Origin of the sequence: Novosphingobium sp. (genome assembly GCF_027486195.1) — a bacterium.
GTDB lineage: Bacteria > Pseudomonadota > Alphaproteobacteria > Sphingomonadales > Sphingomonadaceae > Novosphingobium.
In genome coordinates this window covers 1-14,613 of record NZ_JAIXPP010000069.1, presented here as the reverse complement: position 1 = coordinate 14,613, position 14,613 = coordinate 1, and the positions used below count along the sequence as shown (strand labels likewise).

Here is a 14,613-nt window from a genome sequence, read left to right as displayed (position 1 = left end):
CTTTTGTGTGGAGTGAGGCAGTTTAGTTACAACGGCATTCCGTTTGTCCAAGGGGATCGGGTTACAATGAAGCCAATCAAGGTCGCAGTGATCGGCGTGGGCAACTGCGCAAGCTCGCTGGTGCAGGGTGTAGAGTTCTACCGCAACACCAACTCTTCCGCGGGCCTGATCCATGAGCGCATTGGCGGCTACGGCGCTGGCGACGTCGAGTTCGTCATGGGCGTGGACGTCGATGCCCGCAAGGTCGGGAAGGACATCTCGGAAGCGATTTTCGCTGCGCCGAACTGCACCGCCGTGTTCCAGCCGACCGTGCCCGCAAGCGGTGCCAAGGTCATCATGGGCAAAATCCTCGATGGCGTCGCCGATCACATGACCGGCATGGGCGAACGCGGCTTCATCCTGGCCGATGCGCCCGAAGCCACCCGCGAATCGATCGTGGCGGCGCTGCGCGATTCAGGTGCAGAAGTGCTGATCAACTTCCTTCCCGTCGGTTCGGAAACGGCGACCGAATTCTACATGGAATGCGCGCTCGAAGCGGGCGTCGGCGTCGTGAACTGCATGCCGGTGTTCATCGCCAGCCGTCCTGAGTGGGAAGCCAAGTTCCGCGCCAAGCGCCTCCCGATCGTGGGTGACGACATCAAGGCACAGGTCGGTGCGACGATCGTTCACCGCGTGCTTTCCAGCCTGTTCGGCGCGCGCGGCGTGACGGTCGAAAAGACCTACCAGCTCAACACCGGCGGGAACACCGACTTCATGAACATGCTCGATCGCCAGCGTCTTGGTTCCAAGAAGGAATCGAAGACCGAGGCGGTGCAGGCCATGCTGGCCCAGCGCCTCGCCGACGAGAACATCCACGTCGGTCCTTCGGACTATGTGCCTTGGCAGAAGGACAACAAGCTGTGCTTCCTTCGCCTCGAAGGTACGCAGTGGGGCAACGTGCCGATGAACCTCGAACTTCGCCTCTCGGTCGAAGACAGCCCGAACTCGGCCGCTTGCGTGATGGACGCGATCCGTTGCTGCAAGGTCGCGCTGGAGCGCGGCGAAGGTGGGGCGCTGATCGGTCCCTCGGCCTATTTCTGCAAGCACCCCCCGCAGCAGTTCAATGATGATGTCGCCGCCCAGTTGGTTGACGAATACATCTCGGAAACCGCACTGGCTGCCGAGTAAGCTTTCAACGCAGGCAACACTGGCGGCGCCGGTCCTGATGCAGGATCGGCGCCGCCAGTGTTAAGAGACCCGGCCCGGAGAGAGACTGACCCCATGGATGCCGTGATCATCGCCGCCGGTTATGGCAGCCGGCTGGCATCGCTGTCGCCATCGAAGCCGCTCACGCCGGTCTGCGGGGTTCCCTTGATCGAGATCGGGATCCGCCAGGCCGCAGCTGCAGGCGTTACGCGGGTGGTCGTGGTCACGGGCCACCGCGCGGACGCTGTCGAAGATTTCCTTGCCGAGCTAGCCCAGCACGTCGACGTGGAAATCGAAACCGTACGGGTGGACGACTGGAGCAAGCCGAACGGCTTTTCCGTCATGGCCGGCGCTTCGCGCTGCGGGGGCGACTACCTGCTGATGATGGCGGACCACATGTTCGACAGCGCTATTCTTGCTGCCTTGCGCAGCGTTGGCAGCGAGACCCGCGACGTGACATTGGCGATCGACCGGCACACCGAAAGCCCGCTTGTCGATCCCGACGATGCGACATGGGTGAAGCTGGACGCGAGCGGCTTCATCAATGCCATCGGCAAGACCATACCCGCCTGGGATGCGGTCGATTGCGGGGCGTTTCTAGCCACACCGCGCCTTGCCGAAGCGATTGCCGCAGCCATCGCCGCCGGCAAGTCCGGCAGTCTTTCCGATGGCATGCAATTGCTGGCGGATCGCGGCCGCGCCGCCACGTACGACATCGGCGGTGCCTGGTGGATGGATGTCGATGACCCGCGCGCGCATGATCTCGCGGAGCAATTGGCCCCGCGTCACCTCACGGCAGCATTTGCGGCAATCTGATCGATAGGATCAGAATTTCCGCACGTTGATGGTGATCGACTGGTTGGCGTGCTCGACCTTGAAGAGAACCGAACGAAGCGACGGAGGCCCGAGGAAGATCGTCGGATTGTTGGAAAAGCCGACAGCTTCACTGGGAATACCAAAGAGCCCACCGCGGTTGATCGTGCCGGACGAATCCTCGTCGTGGTAGATCGCGATCGCATAGGTTCCGGGGTGCGGCACGAACAGGCAGAACCTCGTCTGCCCGGCCGCAGCGGGCGTGCTCGCCACGTAGAGCGAGCCGTTCTTGACGAGGAAGCGCTTGGGATCGTTCGGATAGAGGGTTGCGGTGATCAGGCCCCGACTGTTGCGCACCCGATCGACTGTGATGTTGATCCACGTTTCACTCGCGGGCCCGACGCAGGCCGGCGCGGCGTGGGCCATCGGCACTAGCGCTCCCTGCGGCGCGATCATCAGTCCCAGCACCAAGGCCAGGGCGGTGCGCCACTTCGGCAGGATCATGGCATTCTTTCCCGATAACGCCGGCCTCTGGAAGAGGCCGCGCGGACAGGGCGGGGGAATAGGCGGGCTTTGCCATGTTCGGCAAGGGCAACCTTGAGGCCACGCTCACCCAAAGCTGGCCTGCGCCAGCGCTGTTTGCGCCGAATCGGCTGAGAATAGGGATAATGCGTGTGGAAAAGCGAGGCATTCGCGCTTGTTCCGCTGATTCGCCACCGGTAATCGCAGAGAGGATAAGGTCGCTGTCGTGCGCGTTTGCGCCAACCGCCGCTGATCCCTGTTTGCGAGTTTTTCGTGATGGCTGCGCCGCTGATCTCCCCTTCGATTCTGTCAGCCGATTTTGCCCGGCTAGGTGAAGAGGTGCGGGCGATCGACGCTGCAGGCGCAGACTGGATCCATGTCGACGTGATGGACGGCCACTTCGTGCCGAACATCACGATCGGCCCCGGAGTGGTGAAGGCCTTGCGCCCGCACAGCGCAAAGCCCTTCGACGTCCACCTGATGATCGCGCCGGTTGATCCCTATCTTGAGGCATTCGCCGCCGCTGGTGCGGATATCATCACCGTGCATCCCGAAGCGGGGCCCCATATCCACCGCACGGTTCAGGCCATCCGCGCGCTGGGCAAGAAAGCCGGTATCGCGCTCAATCCCGCCACGCCGGCCAAGATGCTCGATTACCTCATCGACGAGATCGATCTGGTCCTGATCATGAGCGTCAATCCCGGCTTCGGCGGCCAGAGCTTCATCACAAGTCAGCTCCGCAAGATCGAAGCGGTACGCAAGATGATCGAAAAGACCCGGCGCTCGATCCATCTGGAGGTGGATGGCGGTATCGATACCGCAACAGCACGCCAGTGCACAGATGCCGGGGCAGATGTGCTGGTTGCCGGCACGGCCTCGTTCAAGGGCGGCCCCACTTGCTATGCCGCCAATATCGCCGCGCTGAAGGGCGCTGACTGACGCCGTGGCGCGCCTGTTCCCCGGAACCCGTGAGGCCCAGGAAGAGGGCGCAGTCCTCGGGCCGGCGAAAGGCCCTGTGGTTGATGGCGGGGAGGGGCGGCCGGCATTGCCGCTCGGCCCCGCACCCGAACCGCTCGCGCTTGCGCAGGCTGAAGCCGATGTTGCGCCGCTCGAACCCGGCAGGGCTTTGGCCATTGCCGACTTCTCCCCTCCGCAAGTCAGTGCCGCCGAAAGGCTGATCCGGCTCGCCTACGGATTGGGCATTCCGCCCTCGACCCTCAATCCGTTCCGCAAGCGCGCGCGCCCGCGCCTCACGGCTACGGTGGAAAGCGCGCTCGCGGGCGACCCCGCATCCGGAACAGCAGTCAGGGCTGGGCACTTCCTGCTCCATGGCGTCAAGCTGCCAATCGCGGACACCGAGTTCAGCGGTCCCCGGCTCTCTCCACCGTTCGAGCGCATGGTGCATGGCTTCGGCTGGCTCCGCGATCTCGCAGGCTGTGCGGCACGGCCACAATGCGCGCCGATTGCGGAACGAATCTTCGCCACATGGCTTGCCGCCAATCCGCAGCCCGGTGCAGGCCCGGCCTGGGCGGTCGGCAATGCGGGACATCGTCTGCTGGCATGGCTGATCCACGCGCCGCTCCTGTTGTCGAGCCAGGATCGCAAGCTGCGCGCCCGGGTTCTGACGACATTCGAGGATACGGCGCGCTGGCTCGACCGCCATGTCGGGCGTGCGGAAGATACGCTCGCCGAAGTCGCGGGCTGGACTGCGATTACCGCGGCGGGCCTCTTGCTGGCCGAAGGCCGCGCCCGCAGGCTTTTTGGCGAAGGTGGATTGATCAAGGCGCTGGGCAATCTTGTCAGCGATGATGGCGGTGTGCTTTCGCGCAGCCCGCTCGGTCAGATCGAGGCAGTCGAACTGCTGATCGAGCTTCGCGCGTGTTATGCAGCCGTGCGTAGCACCCCGCCGCCCCAACTCGATGCGATCCTTGAACTGCTGGTTCCCCCGCTGCTCACCTTGCTGCACAGCGATGGCGGACTTGGCTCGTGGCAGGGCGCCGGCGCCGTGTCTCCGGAACGCATCTCCGCACTCATGAAGGCGAGCGGTGTGCGCACGCGCCCTCTGCGCGACGCGCGCCACTGGGGCTACCAGCGGGTCAACGCAGGCAAGGCGGTGCTACAATTCGATGCCGCCCCGCCGCCACTTGCGCGACATGCCCGCGATGGCTGCGCCTCGACTTTGGCTTTCGAATTCAGCCATGGCGGGGAACGTCTGATCGTCAATTGCGGCGGTGCCGCTTTTGCCGGCGGGCTTATTCCGCTGCGGCTTGCGCAGGGCCTGCGCGCCACTGCCGCGCATTCGACGCTGGCGATCGATGACTTCAATTCCACCGCCGTCCTCATCAACGGCAAGCTCGGCCCCGGCGTATCCGAGGTCGAAGTCGATCGCCGGATTCTGAGCGGCGAAGGCGCTGGTGCCACCCGGATCGAGGCAAGCCACAACGGCTACGTTAGCCGCTACGGCCTCACCCACCGCCGCATTCTGATCATTCGTGACGACGGCAGCGAGCTGCGCGGAGAAGACCTGCTGGTGCCTAGCGGGCGCCGCGGCAAGCGGGGCATGATCGGCGTTGCCTTGCGCTTCCACCTCGGCCCTCATATCGAGCTTGCGCAAGGGCGGGACGGTCTTGGCGTCACGCTTGCCTTGCCCGATGGCAGCCTCTGGCAGTTCCGCTCCGGCCGTGATCCGGTCACGCTGGAGGAGAGCCTTTGGTCGGACGGCATGGGACGGCCGCTAGCCACACGGCAGCTGGTCATCTCGGCCAAAATTCCGCGCAGCGGCGAGTCCTTCTCGTGGCTGCTCAAGAAGATGCGCTAGACAGGATTTTCCATTGTGACTGACGTGACGATCAAACGGGCGCTGCTTTCAGTGTCCGACAAGACCGGCCTTGCTGACCTCGGCCACGCCCTCGCAGCGCACGGTGTCGAACTGGTTTCGACCGGCGGGACGGCTGCGGCGCTGCGCGATGCCGGTCTTGCCGTGCGCGACATTTCAGACCTCACCGGCTTTCCCGAAATGATGGATGGCCGCGTCAAGACGTTGCATCCCAAGGTTCACGGCGGCCTGCTCGCCGTTCGCGACGACCCGGCGCATGCCGCTTCGATGGCAGAACACGCCATTAGCGCGATCGACCTCGTCGTGGTCAACCTCTACCCCTTTGCGGCCACCGTCGCGAAAGGCGCGGGCCGCGAGGAAGTGATCGAGAACATCGACATTGGCGGCCCCTCCATGGTTCGCTCGGCTGCCAAGAACCACCACTACGTGACCATCGTGACCGATCCCGCGGACTACGCGGTGCTGATCGCCGCCCTGGACCAGACCGGCGGCACGACCAGCCTCGATTTTCGCAAGGCCATGGCGGCCAAGGCCTTTGCCGCAACCGCCGCTTACGATGCCGCGATTGCGCAGTGGTTCGCCGTGACCGACCAGCAGCAGCATTTCCCGCAGACCTTGCTTTCCGCCCACAAGCTGGTCTCCACCCTGCGCTATGGCGAGAACCCGCACCAGAGCGCCGCGCTATATGTGCCGGCGCAAGGCGGAGTGGTGCGCGGTCTCCCGCAGGCGCGGCAGTTGCAAGGCAAGGAACTGTCCTACAACAATTACAATGACGCCAATGCGGCACTCGAACTGATCGCCGAATTCAGTTCGGATCAGCCTGCTGTGGTCATCGTCAAGCACGCGAACCCGTGCGGCGTGGCTGTCGCGGCAACGCCGCTCGAGGCATGGCGCGCGGCGCTTGCCTGCGATTCGGTTTCGGCCTTCGGCGGCATCGTCGCGCTCAACACCCCGCTTGATGGCCCGACAGCCGAAGCGATCTGCGAGATCTTCACCGAAGTCGTGGTCGCGCCCGGCGCCGATGATGCCGCGCTTGCAACCTTCGCGCGCAAGAAGAACCTGCGCCTCCTGCTGCTCGAAGAAGTGCCGTCCGCCGATCGTAGCGGCCTGGTCACGGTGCCGATCGCGGGGGGCCTGCTGGTTCAGGATCGCGACAACGGCGCGCTGACCGACGACATGCTTCACGTAGTCACCAAGCGCCAGCCGACGGCGCAGGAGCTTGCCGATTGCCGCTTCGCCTGGACCGTGGCGAAACATGTGAAGTCCAACGCCATCGTCTACGCCCGCGAAGGTGTGACGGCGGGGATCGGGGCAGGCCAGATGAACCGGCGTGACAGCGCGCGGATCGCGGCGATGAAGGCGCAGGAAGCTGCCGAGACGCATGGCTGGAGCGGGCCGCGCACAATTGGCTCTGCCGTGGCTTCGGATGCCTTCTTCCCGTTCGCGGATGGGCTGCTCGCCGCCGTGGAGGCTGGCGCGACCGCCGTCATCCAGCCGGGAGGCTCCATCCGCGACGATGAAGTCATTGCCGCAGCAGATGCGGCCGGGCTCGCCATGGTATTCACGGGAATGCGCCACTTCCGGCATTGAGGTCAGCGGGAATGACGCTTTGAAGAGCGTTTACTTGCACGGCAACCCGGGCGCACCGGCCGAACTGGCGCTGCTTGGAGGTGATGCGGTCCGATCGTGGTTTGTGCCAGATCGGGCCGCGCTGCCTCGCGAACCGGAAGCGCGGATCATGCGCTTGACCGCAATGATCGCCGAGGTGTGCGGCGACGAACCGATCCGCCTGATCGGATTCTCGGCCGGAGCATACGTCGCGCTGCAGGTGGCCGCGCGAATACCGAAAAAGCCGCTGACCTTGCATCTCGTCTCCCCGGCAGGGCCGCTGGAAACCGGGGACTATCTCGGTGCGATGGCTGGCGGTCCGGTGTTCGGTGCGGCGATGAAGCACCCGCGCCGGTTTGCCGCATTGGTATGGGCACAGTCGTTTTGCGCGCAGTGGTTTCCCGGGGTCCTCACACGGTTCCTGTTCGCAGCGGCGCAGGGCGACGACAGCCTGCTGAAAGCCGACGAGCAGTTCACCCGTTCCTATCGCGATGTTCTGCGGGCCTGTCTCGGTGCCGGACGCGCAAGCTACAAGGCCGAGATCGAGTCCTATGTCCTGCCTTGGGCAGGGCTGCTTCCGGCAGTCAAACACCCTGTCACGATCTGGCAGGGGAGCCGCGACAACTGGACTCCGCCGGAAATGGCAGAGACCTTGGCGCAGCTCCTGCCGAACGTGCAGGCGTTTCACATGCTCGAAGGCCAATCACACTTTTCGGCGCTGCGAACAGCGCTTGCCGCGCTGGCCTGAGGCCATGGGTCCGCGGGAATCTCCCTAGGGAAGGCGCTCAGCGATAGAAGACGTGATTGTCGACCCGCGCCATGCGGGTCTTGCCCCATGACGGTGCGACATGCGCTGCGTGGAAGAACATCGCGCCTTCCACCGGGCTTTTCCATGCACCGCTGTCCGCGATCATCGCGATCTTCACGGCTTGCTGCCATTTGGCGCTGTCATGCTTCACCGCGGGCATCGCATTGGCGCGCACGAATGAGAACTGCGAGGGCTGGTAGACCACGCCGCAGTAAGAGCTGGGGAAGCGGCCGGACGCAGCACGGGTCACGATAACCCGACCAACGGCAAGCTGGCCTGCCAGCGTTTCGCTGCGGGCTTCGAAATAGACAGCACCGGCCAGGCATTCCATTTCGTGGGAGAGCGAAGCGGGAAGCGGCGTACGCTCGACCAGATCGGCGAGCGATGCGGCGCTGGGAAGGATCTCCCCATCATCGGAGTCATTCCGCTCCGGTTGGGGAAGGGTCTGTTCGGCCGGCCGGAACACGCTCTGGCGGGGTTCGACGGTAATGGCCGAGGATCCGGGTGCTTCAGCGACCGGGATCTGGATATCCTGAGCCTTGGCGCCGGATCCCCCGGTGCTCAGCAGGATGGTAGCAAGACTTGCGGCAATGCACACGGCACTGGCGACGCGGAACTGGCGGCTCATGCAACTTCGTCATTGGGCGGTGGACGTCGGCACAAGGCGCGATCGGCTCTGGTATCGCAGGTTGTTCCTGCAAGACCGGAAACCTATCGAAGGCCCAGGCGTCTGCCCCCCGTCTGCGTGCTGGCGAGGATGGCTTCGTTGCCATCTCATCGCTGCCTACGCGTGGTAGAGTGGGGCCCATTATGATCTGAGCCGGGCAAGTCAACCCATGAATCCGGGTTTGTTCTCCTTCGTGTCCAGATTCAGGATGAGCTGTTCACCTTCAGCGATGGTCAGTTCGACAATCCACAAGTCGCGGTCCTGCGCCACGCGGCGCTTCAGATAATCCTCAAACTCTGCTTTATTTTCAGGATCTTGCGCCTTGGATTGCGCCCATCCGCGCGTTCCGTCCGCCCTCGGCAGGCGCTCGAAGGCGCGTGCAAGCGTCTGCCCAAATCCTTGATTATTTAGGATAACAATCACAATCGTGCCGCTATCGGGTTCGCCGCGGTGGAGCACCATGCCAAAGCCGCCGTTCGCCTCGGCCAACCGAATCAGTGCTGTCGCTTCCAAGGCGGCCGGAAGACGCGCCGCGCTCATGCTATCTGCACACGCGGCACAGCGCTGTCTGTATAACCGGCGAGTGAAGAGAGCGGAATACGCGAGCGTTGAAACGTGCCGGTGCCCCGCCCCACTTCATTGCCCTCTGCATCAAGTATCCGCGATTCGGCTAGAATGACGCGTCGCCGACCGGAAACCCAGCGTCCTTCCGCAATGGCCTTGCCGCCATGCAGCGGCTTGGTGAACAACAGATTGAACGCCGTGGTCAGCAGGAAGCAGTCTGTCACCAATGTGTTGGCCGCATAGAACGCTGCATCGTCGAGCATCTTGAAATAGAGCGTGCCGTGTGCGGCACCTGCGGCATGGAAGTGCTCGGGACCGACGTCGAAATGGATTCGGGCGCATCCCTCCTCCACAATCTCGAGGCGGGAGACAAACTGGCGGTTGATCGGCGCTGCGGCATACAGGCCTTCCAGCGCGCGCCAGTGCCGCCGGGCTTCGGTCAATTCTGAAGCATCGGCAGGTTCTGCCGCAAGGTCAGGCCGCGTCGCGGTCGATGACATTGACGAGCAATGCGTAGATCGCATCGGCATCAGGGGCGGCAATCAGTCGTTCGTGCATGCGTTCGTCGCGCATCAATCGCGAGATCGCCGCAAGGGCTTGCAGGTGCGTGGCACCGGCCTGCTCGGGCGAGAGAAGGCCGAACACGCAATCGACCGGCATGCCATCCGACGATGCGAAATCGACCGGGTTCTCCAGCCGGAAAAATGCGGCGACCGGACGGGCCAGCGCTTCCAGCCGTGCGTGGGGAATGGCAACGCCGCGCCCGAAACCGGTGCTGCCGAGCGTTTCGCGCTCCTCGATCCGTTCGAGCACGACCGAGCGGTCGAGCCCGTAGACCTCGCCGAAGCAATCCGCGAGCGCACCGAGGATCTGCGTTTTGGTTTCGGCACGAACGATGCGCACCGCCTGAAGATCGATCGAGAAGAGAGCGGTCATGGAACCAATGATGCCGGAAAATGCGCTCGCGCGCCTGATATGGAGCGGCACATGCGCCCGAACGCGACGCGGTGCAAGCACCGAATCGCGTCCGCCATGTCACTGATACCCGGTGAGGACATCAGATCACCGCGTGGTTTTGCCGTTCCGGTTACTTGCTCGGTTCGACCCAGCCGATCGACCCATCGCCGCGGCGATAGACCATGTTATGCACACCCGTACCGGCGTTTTTGAACAGCAATGCGTTGGTGTTGCGAAGATCCAGCATCATCACCGCATCGGAAACGCTGGCTGTCGGCACGTCCACGCGCGTTTCTGCGATGACCAGCGGCGCGTCGGCAGGTTCTTCGGTCTCGGTCTCCTCGACCATGAAGACGGTATAGGCCGCCTCTTCCTCGCGGCGGGCATGATCGGCCTGGTCCTGCCGGGCGTTGATCCGGCGCTTGTAGCGGCGCAGCTGCTTGTCGATCTTCTCCGCCGACTGATCGAGCGCGATGTGGGCATCCTGCGCCACCGCGCTTCCCTTCAGGATCAGGCCCTGTGCGACATGCGTGACGATATCGCAGCGAAACCCGCCATGCGGCGCCTTGCCGAGCGTCACGTGCGAGGTCAGCGCCCGCGAGAAGTACTTGTCGACAATCGCGGTAAGGCGCTCTTCAGCATGAGCTTCGAAAGCGGCGCCGGTATCGACCTGATGGCCAGAAACGCGAATATCCATAAGTCCACTCTCCTTCGCTCAAGCACCTGTCCGGGATGGCCCGGGCAAGGCAGATTCATTGCAGCCAGATGGCTCCCTTGATCCCCTCGACAAACGCAGCATGCCGGGCGATTTCTTGCGCACTTGGCGCATGGGGTCGAGCAGGGCGATGCGTACGGGGGGATGCGGTGAGCATCGGAGCGACCACCGTTGCCGTCTTGATCTCGACATCGGCAGCCAGTTCGAGCCCGATCTGCCGCCCTCCCATCAGCTCCACATAGAGCTGGGCCAGCAGTTCGGCGTCGAGCAGCGCGCCGTGGCGGACGCGGTGGCTGCGATCGATCCCGTAGCGCGAGCAGAGCGCATCAAGGCTGAGCTTGGCCCCGGGGTGCTTGCGCCGCGCGATAGCCACCGTATCGACCATGCGCGCCCGATCAACGGCGGGCAGCTGGCACATCGCAAGTTCGGCATTGAGGAACCCGAAATCGAACCCGGCATTGTGCGCAACCAGCGGCGCATCACCCAGAAAGGCGAGCAGTTCCTCAGCTCGTTCGGCAAAGCGCGGCTTGTCTGCCAGGAAAGCGCTCGAAAGGCCGTGCACCGCCTCGGCCTCAGCCGGCATCGAGCGTTCCGGGTTGAAATATACATGGAAAACCGCGCCGGTGGCGACCCGGTTCACCATCTCGATGCAGCCAATCTCTACCAGCCGATCACCGCTCTGCGGGTCGAGGCCGGTCGTCTCTGTATCGAAAACGATCTCACGCATTTGCTGTAGTCTGGACCCGACCAAGGGTGCTTGCAAGGCTTCAGCGCGGGTTTTTTTGCCGTAGTGCTGCAACCAGCACGCCGACCTCTTCGCGCGTTTCAGCCAGAGTCACCCCCGTATCGATGACATGGTCGGCAAGCGCCCGCTTTTCGGCATCCGGCACCTGCAGCGCGAGGATCTGCGCAAACTTTTCGGGCGTCATGCCGGGCCGGGCGAGAACGCGGTTGCGCTGCATTTCGGCGGGTGCGGAGACGACGGCGACGGCATCGAGACCGGCACCATGGCCCTTTTCGTAAAGCAGTGGGATATCAAACACGACGATCGCCTCGCCGGCGTGCTCCAGCATGAAGAGTGCCCGTTGTTCCGCCACGGCCGGATGAACGATGGCTTCAAGCCGCGCGAGCGCCTCGGGATTGCCGAAGACTTGTGCGCCAAGTGTGGCACGATCGACGCCGTGTGGGCCGGTGGTGCCGGGAAAGGCAGCCTCGATCGCCGGAAGCAAGGCGCCGCCCGGTCCCTGCAGGCGGTGCACTGTCGCGTCGGCATCGAACACCGGCACGCCCAGCTCGCGCAGCATGAGCGCAACCGCGGACTTGCCCATGCCGATCGATCCGGTGAGGCCGAGGATGAAGGGACGGGTCATGCCCCCAGCGCCTTCCGCAGTTCGGCGTCCCTTGCACGCGAGGGCGTAGCGCCGAAGAAGCGCCGGAAGGCGTGGTCGGCCTGACCTATCAGCATTGAAAGACCGTCGATCGTCCGGAATCCGGCAGCTTGCGCCGCCTTCAGGAACGGGGTTTCGAGCGGACTTGTCACGATGTCGTAGAAGATCGAGCCCGGCGGGGCGTGGCTCATGTCAAACACGAGTGGTGGCTGGCCGGTCATTCCAAGCGACGAGGCGTTGACGACGAGATCGAGGCAGTTCTCCCGATCATCGAAAGCGAAGTCCGTCGCATCGGCGAAGTGTGCAAGATCGATGGCATGGTGCTCGCCGGCAGGATCGAGTTCATCGAGAAGCGCGCGGGCCTTTTCCGTACTGCGACCGGCAAGCACGATCACCAGCTTCTCGTCCGCCAGCCCTTTGACAATCGCCCGCGCGGCTCCGCCCGTGCCGATCACGCGGGCCATGCGGAAGTAGTGCGAGTGGCCAAGCACCGGCCGCAAGGGTTCGAGGAAGCCCGGGACGTCGGTATTGTATCCGACCAGCTGGCCGTGCTCGGGAATGATGGTGTTGACCGCCCCGACCGCAGCCGCCAGCGGATCGAGCCGGTCCAGAAAGGGCATCACCGCTTGCTTGTGCGGCATGGTGACGTTGCACCCGCGCCAGGCTGGATCGGCGCGGCGCGCATGCAGAAAATCAGCAAGCTGATCTGTGAGGACGTGACTTGCCCGGTAATCGGCATCGATTCCGATCTCTTCCAGCCAGAATCCATGGATCTTGGGCGACTTTGACTGGACGATGGGATCGCCGATCACTTCGGCATAGGCCCGGCTCATACGGGGAGCTCGCCCTGCGCACGCAGCGCGCCAAGGAGCGCGAGAAGCGGCATACCGAGAACGGTGAAATGGCTGCCTTCGATATGGTCGAAGAGCTGCACACCAAGCGCCTCGATCCGGAATACCCCGACGCAGGCACCAACCGCCGGCCATTCCTGCGCGAGATAGCCTTCGATGAAGTCGCTCGAAAGCGTGCGCACACGCAGCTTGGCGGTTTCGCAGTGGCGCCACACAGGCACACCATCGCGCACGAGAATCGCAGCGGAATGGAGGTGCATGGTCTGGCCGGAGAAGAACGCCAGGTGCCGCGCCGCATCCTCACGGCTCGCCGGCTTGTCGAACATACGGCCGCAGACCTCGACCAGCGAATCGCCGCCAAGCACGAGCCGGCCGGGTACGCCGACCGAGACGGACAGCGCCTTCGCCTCGGCCAGAATCATCGCGATCTCGCTGCCCGGCACGCCAATCAGCTCGCGCTTGATCTCGGCTTCATCGACATCCGAACCGCACGCCTCGAACGGGACGCCGGCAGCGGTCAACATGGCTTTGCGGCTTGCGCTCTGCGACGCCAGTATCAGCATGTCCTCACCCTCAAAACGCGTGTCCGCCGCCACCCACACCGCCATCAGGGCGGCGCTCGTTATAGAGATTAATGATCGCGGCAGCGGTTTCCTCGATGGAACGACGCGAGACGTCAATCACCGGCCAGCCATTATCCGCGAACATGCGCCGCGCATACTGCACCTCTCGCGCCACATGATCGCTGTCGACATAGGCCGTCTCTGGTGCCTGATTGAGAGAGAGCAGCCGGTTGCGCCGTACCTGAATCAGACGTTCTGGGCTGGTCGTCAGGCCCACCACAAGCGGACGCCGCAGGCTGAACAGCGCGGTCGGCGGCGGGCTTTCGACCACGATGGGAATGTTCGCCACCCGGTAGCCGCGATTGGCGAGATAAATAGCGGTCGGAGTTTTGGACGAGCGTGAGACCCCGGCAAGCAGGATATCCGCCGCTTCCCAGTCCTCCCACGCGATCCCGTCGTCATGGGCGATGGTGAACTGGATCGCCTCGACGCGGCGAAAATAGGCCTCGTCCATCGCGTGCTGGCGTCCCGGGCGACCTTTAGCCGCCTGGCCCAGCTGTGTTTCAAGTGCGAGGGTCACTGCATCGAGCGCGGCGACACTGGGGAGCCCCAGCGCAGCGCAGCGGCTTTGCAGAAGTTCGCGCGTTTCGGCATTGACCATGGTGAACAGCACGAGGCCGGGATTTGTGGTAATCTCCCCCATGATCCGGTCGAGATGCTGCTGCGAGCGGACCATCGGCCAGAAATGGCGCACGACGTCGGCATCATCGAACTGAGCGAGCGCAGCCTTGGCGATCATTTCGAGTGTTTCGCCGGTCGAGTCCGACAGGAGGTGCAGGTGCAGGCGCGCCATCGAGGTTCCTGGTCCGCCCCGGGAAAGGGCTGTGGATAGCACTAGGATAAACCATGGCATGAAACCGGGGACAAGTTTGCGGTGCCATTCTGCCCCCGGCTTCGGTCTTTGGGCAGCCACATTGCGAACAGCCTCACAAGGTTACCCACAGGGTGGGGACAACAGGGACAAGTTTCGCTTGCCCCCGGAACCGTTCAGAGTCGCTGACACGCTTTTTTGTGGAGACAGCAGGACAATTCGGGCAGATGCATGTCGTCCCCGCTATCCACAGGGCCAACTAACT

Annotated in this window: 17 protein-coding genes; 6 read left to right on the top strand and 11 right to left on the bottom strand. The window is 63.8% G+C overall.

Annotated features, from left to right (window positions below; all coding sequences use genetic code 11):
* Positions 1-66 precede the first annotated feature (66 nt).
* Both Q0071_RS12940 and Q0071_RS12935 read left to right on the top strand, forming a co-directional pair.
* Positions 67-1,167 carry an inositol-3-phosphate synthase gene (locus tag Q0071_RS12940; RefSeq protein WP_298169876.1) on the top strand — a complete coding sequence of 367 codons (1,101 nt, stop codon included), beginning with the start codon at positions 67-69 and terminating at the stop codon, positions 1,165-1,167.
* A gap of 93 nt (positions 1,168-1,260) precedes the next feature.
* Complete coding sequence (locus Q0071_RS12935; protein WP_298169875.1) at positions 1,261-2,001, top strand: NTP transferase domain-containing protein; 741 nt, start codon at positions 1,261-1,263, stop codon at positions 1,999-2,001.
* A 9-nt stretch (positions 2,002-2,010) separates the two neighbouring features.
* Here the strand turns inward: Q0071_RS12935 and Q0071_RS12930 are convergent, their stop codons facing one another.
* Positions 2,011-2,502 carry a DUF2141 domain-containing protein gene (locus tag Q0071_RS12930; protein WP_298169873.1) on the bottom strand — a complete coding sequence of 164 codons (492 nt, stop codon included), beginning with the start codon at positions 2,500-2,502 and terminating at the stop codon, positions 2,011-2,013.
* Between the two features lie 294 nt (positions 2,503-2,796).
* Here Q0071_RS12930 and rpe point away from each other — a divergent pair, with 294 nt between their 5' ends.
* From rpe to Q0071_RS12910, 4 genes are all read left to right on the top strand, one after another.
* On the top strand, positions 2,797-3,459 hold the full coding sequence (gene rpe / locus Q0071_RS12925) for a ribulose-phosphate 3-epimerase (RefSeq protein ID WP_298169871.1): 663 nt from the start codon (positions 2,797-2,799) through the stop codon (positions 3,457-3,459).
* Positions 3,460-3,463: 4 nt separating this feature from the next.
* Positions 3,464-5,338, top strand: coding sequence for a heparinase II/III family protein (locus tag Q0071_RS12920; protein WP_298169869.1), 1,875 nt, complete (start codon positions 3,464-3,466; stop codon positions 5,336-5,338).
* A gap of 15 nt (positions 5,339-5,353) precedes the next feature.
* Entirely contained in the window at positions 5,354-6,946 is a 1,593-nt protein-coding gene (purH, locus tag Q0071_RS12915; RefSeq protein ID WP_298169867.1) for a bifunctional phosphoribosylaminoimidazolecarboxamide formyltransferase/IMP cyclohydrolase, read from the top strand.
* 148 nt (positions 6,947-7,094) lie between these two features.
* The gene (locus Q0071_RS12910; RefSeq protein WP_298169865.1) at positions 7,095-7,712 is read left to right on the top strand and encodes an alpha/beta hydrolase; all 618 of its coding nucleotides are present in this window, start codon (positions 7,095-7,097) and stop codon (positions 7,710-7,712) included.
* A gap of 37 nt (positions 7,713-7,749) precedes the next feature.
* On the opposite strand, the gene Q0071_RS12905 is transcribed toward Q0071_RS12910, so the two are convergent.
* From Q0071_RS12905 to Q0071_RS12860, 10 genes are all read right to left on the bottom strand, one after another.
* Positions 7,750-8,400: a cell wall hydrolase gene (locus Q0071_RS12905; protein WP_298169863.1), complete on the bottom strand. Its 651-nt coding sequence runs from the start codon at positions 8,398-8,400 to the stop codon at positions 7,750-7,752.
* A gap of 201 nt (positions 8,401-8,601) precedes the next feature.
* Complete coding sequence (locus Q0071_RS12900) at positions 8,602-8,979, bottom strand: DUF1491 family protein (protein WP_298169861.1); 378 nt, start codon at positions 8,977-8,979, stop codon at positions 8,602-8,604.
* Complete coding sequence (locus tag Q0071_RS12895) at positions 8,976-9,503, bottom strand: PaaI family thioesterase (protein WP_298169859.1); 528 nt, start codon at positions 9,501-9,503, stop codon at positions 8,976-8,978. The genes Q0071_RS12900 and Q0071_RS12895 overlap by 4 nt, the downstream gene beginning before the upstream one ends.
* Positions 9,478-9,939, bottom strand: a complete 462-nt coding sequence (locus Q0071_RS12890) for a PTS sugar transporter subunit IIA (RefSeq protein WP_298169857.1) — start codon at positions 9,937-9,939, stop codon at positions 9,478-9,480. Before Q0071_RS12890 ends, Q0071_RS12895 begins: the two co-directional genes overlap by 26 nt.
* A 151-nt stretch (positions 9,940-10,090) precedes the next feature.
* Entirely contained in the window at positions 10,091-10,657 is a 567-nt protein-coding gene (raiA, locus tag Q0071_RS12885) for a ribosome-associated translation inhibitor RaiA (RefSeq protein WP_298169855.1), read from the bottom strand.
* A gap of 55 nt (positions 10,658-10,712) precedes the next feature.
* Entirely contained in the window at positions 10,713-11,402 is a 690-nt protein-coding gene (gene dnaQ, locus Q0071_RS12880; RefSeq protein ID WP_298169853.1) for a DNA polymerase III subunit epsilon, read from the bottom strand.
* Positions 11,403-11,442: 40 nt separating this feature from the next.
* Positions 11,443-12,045, bottom strand: a complete 603-nt coding sequence (coaE, locus tag Q0071_RS12875; RefSeq protein ID WP_298169850.1) for a dephospho-CoA kinase — start codon at positions 12,043-12,045, stop codon at positions 11,443-11,445.
* The gene (gene aroE, locus Q0071_RS12870) at positions 12,042-12,896 is read right to left on the bottom strand and encodes a shikimate dehydrogenase (RefSeq protein ID WP_298169847.1); all 855 of its coding nucleotides are present in this window, start codon (positions 12,894-12,896) and stop codon (positions 12,042-12,044) included. Before aroE ends, coaE begins: the two co-directional genes overlap by 4 nt.
* On the bottom strand, positions 12,893-13,477 hold the full coding sequence (locus Q0071_RS12865) for a nucleoside triphosphate pyrophosphatase (RefSeq protein ID WP_298169845.1): 585 nt from the start codon (positions 13,475-13,477) through the stop codon (positions 12,893-12,895). The genes aroE and Q0071_RS12865 overlap by 4 nt, the downstream gene beginning before the upstream one ends.
* A 10-nt stretch (positions 13,478-13,487) precedes the next feature.
* Entirely contained in the window at positions 13,488-14,330 is an 843-nt protein-coding gene (locus tag Q0071_RS12860) for a pyruvate, water dikinase regulatory protein (RefSeq protein ID WP_298169840.1), read from the bottom strand.
* Between the last annotated feature and the right edge of the window lie 283 nt (positions 14,331-14,613).

Excerpts from the sequence above, each read along its gene's own strand:
- Q0071_RS12940 (WP_298169876.1), top strand. The coding sequence starts at position 67 with ATGAAGCCAATCAAGGTCGCAGTGATCGGCGTGGGCAACTGCGCAAGC.
- Q0071_RS12935 (WP_298169875.1), top strand. The coding sequence starts at position 1,261 with ATGGATGCCGTGATCATCGCCGCCGGTTATGGCAGCCGGCTGGCATCG.
- Q0071_RS12930 (WP_298169873.1), bottom strand. The coding sequence starts at position 2,502 with ATGATCCTGCCGAAGTGGCGCACCGCCCTGGCCTTGGTGCTGGGACTG.
- rpe (WP_298169871.1), top strand. The coding sequence starts at position 2,797 with ATGGCTGCGCCGCTGATCTCCCCTTCGATTCTGTCAGCCGATTTTGCC.
- Q0071_RS12910 (WP_298169865.1), top strand. The coding sequence starts at position 7,095 with ATGCGCTTGACCGCAATGATCGCCGAGGTGTGCGGCGACGAACCGATC.
- Q0071_RS12905 (WP_298169863.1), bottom strand. The coding sequence starts at position 8,400 with ATGAGCCGCCAGTTCCGCGTCGCCAGTGCCGTGTGCATTGCCGCAAGT.
- Q0071_RS12900 (WP_298169861.1), bottom strand. The coding sequence starts at position 8,979 with ATGAGCGCGGCGCGTCTTCCGGCCGCCTTGGAAGCGACAGCACTGATT.
- Q0071_RS12895 (WP_298169859.1), bottom strand. The coding sequence starts at position 9,503 with ATGTCATCGACCGCGACGCGGCCTGACCTTGCGGCAGAACCTGCCGAT.
- Q0071_RS12890 (WP_298169857.1), bottom strand. The coding sequence starts at position 9,939 with ATGACCGCTCTCTTCTCGATCGATCTTCAGGCGGTGCGCATCGTTCGT.
- raiA (WP_298169855.1), bottom strand. The coding sequence starts at position 10,657 with ATGGATATTCGCGTTTCTGGCCATCAGGTCGATACCGGCGCCGCTTTC.
- dnaQ (WP_298169853.1), bottom strand. The coding sequence starts at position 11,402 with ATGCGTGAGATCGTTTTCGATACAGAGACGACCGGCCTCGACCCGCAG.
- coaE (WP_298169850.1), bottom strand. The coding sequence starts at position 12,045 with ATGACCCGTCCCTTCATCCTCGGCCTCACCGGATCGATCGGCATGGGC.
- aroE (WP_298169847.1), bottom strand. The coding sequence starts at position 12,896 with ATGAGCCGGGCCTATGCCGAAGTGATCGGCGATCCCATCGTCCAGTCA.
- Q0071_RS12865 (WP_298169845.1), bottom strand. The coding sequence starts at position 13,477 with ATGCTGATACTGGCGTCGCAGAGCGCAAGCCGCAAAGCCATGTTGACC.
- Q0071_RS12860 (WP_298169840.1), bottom strand. The coding sequence starts at position 14,330 with ATGGCGCGCCTGCACCTGCACCTCCTGTCGGACTCGACCGGCGAAACA.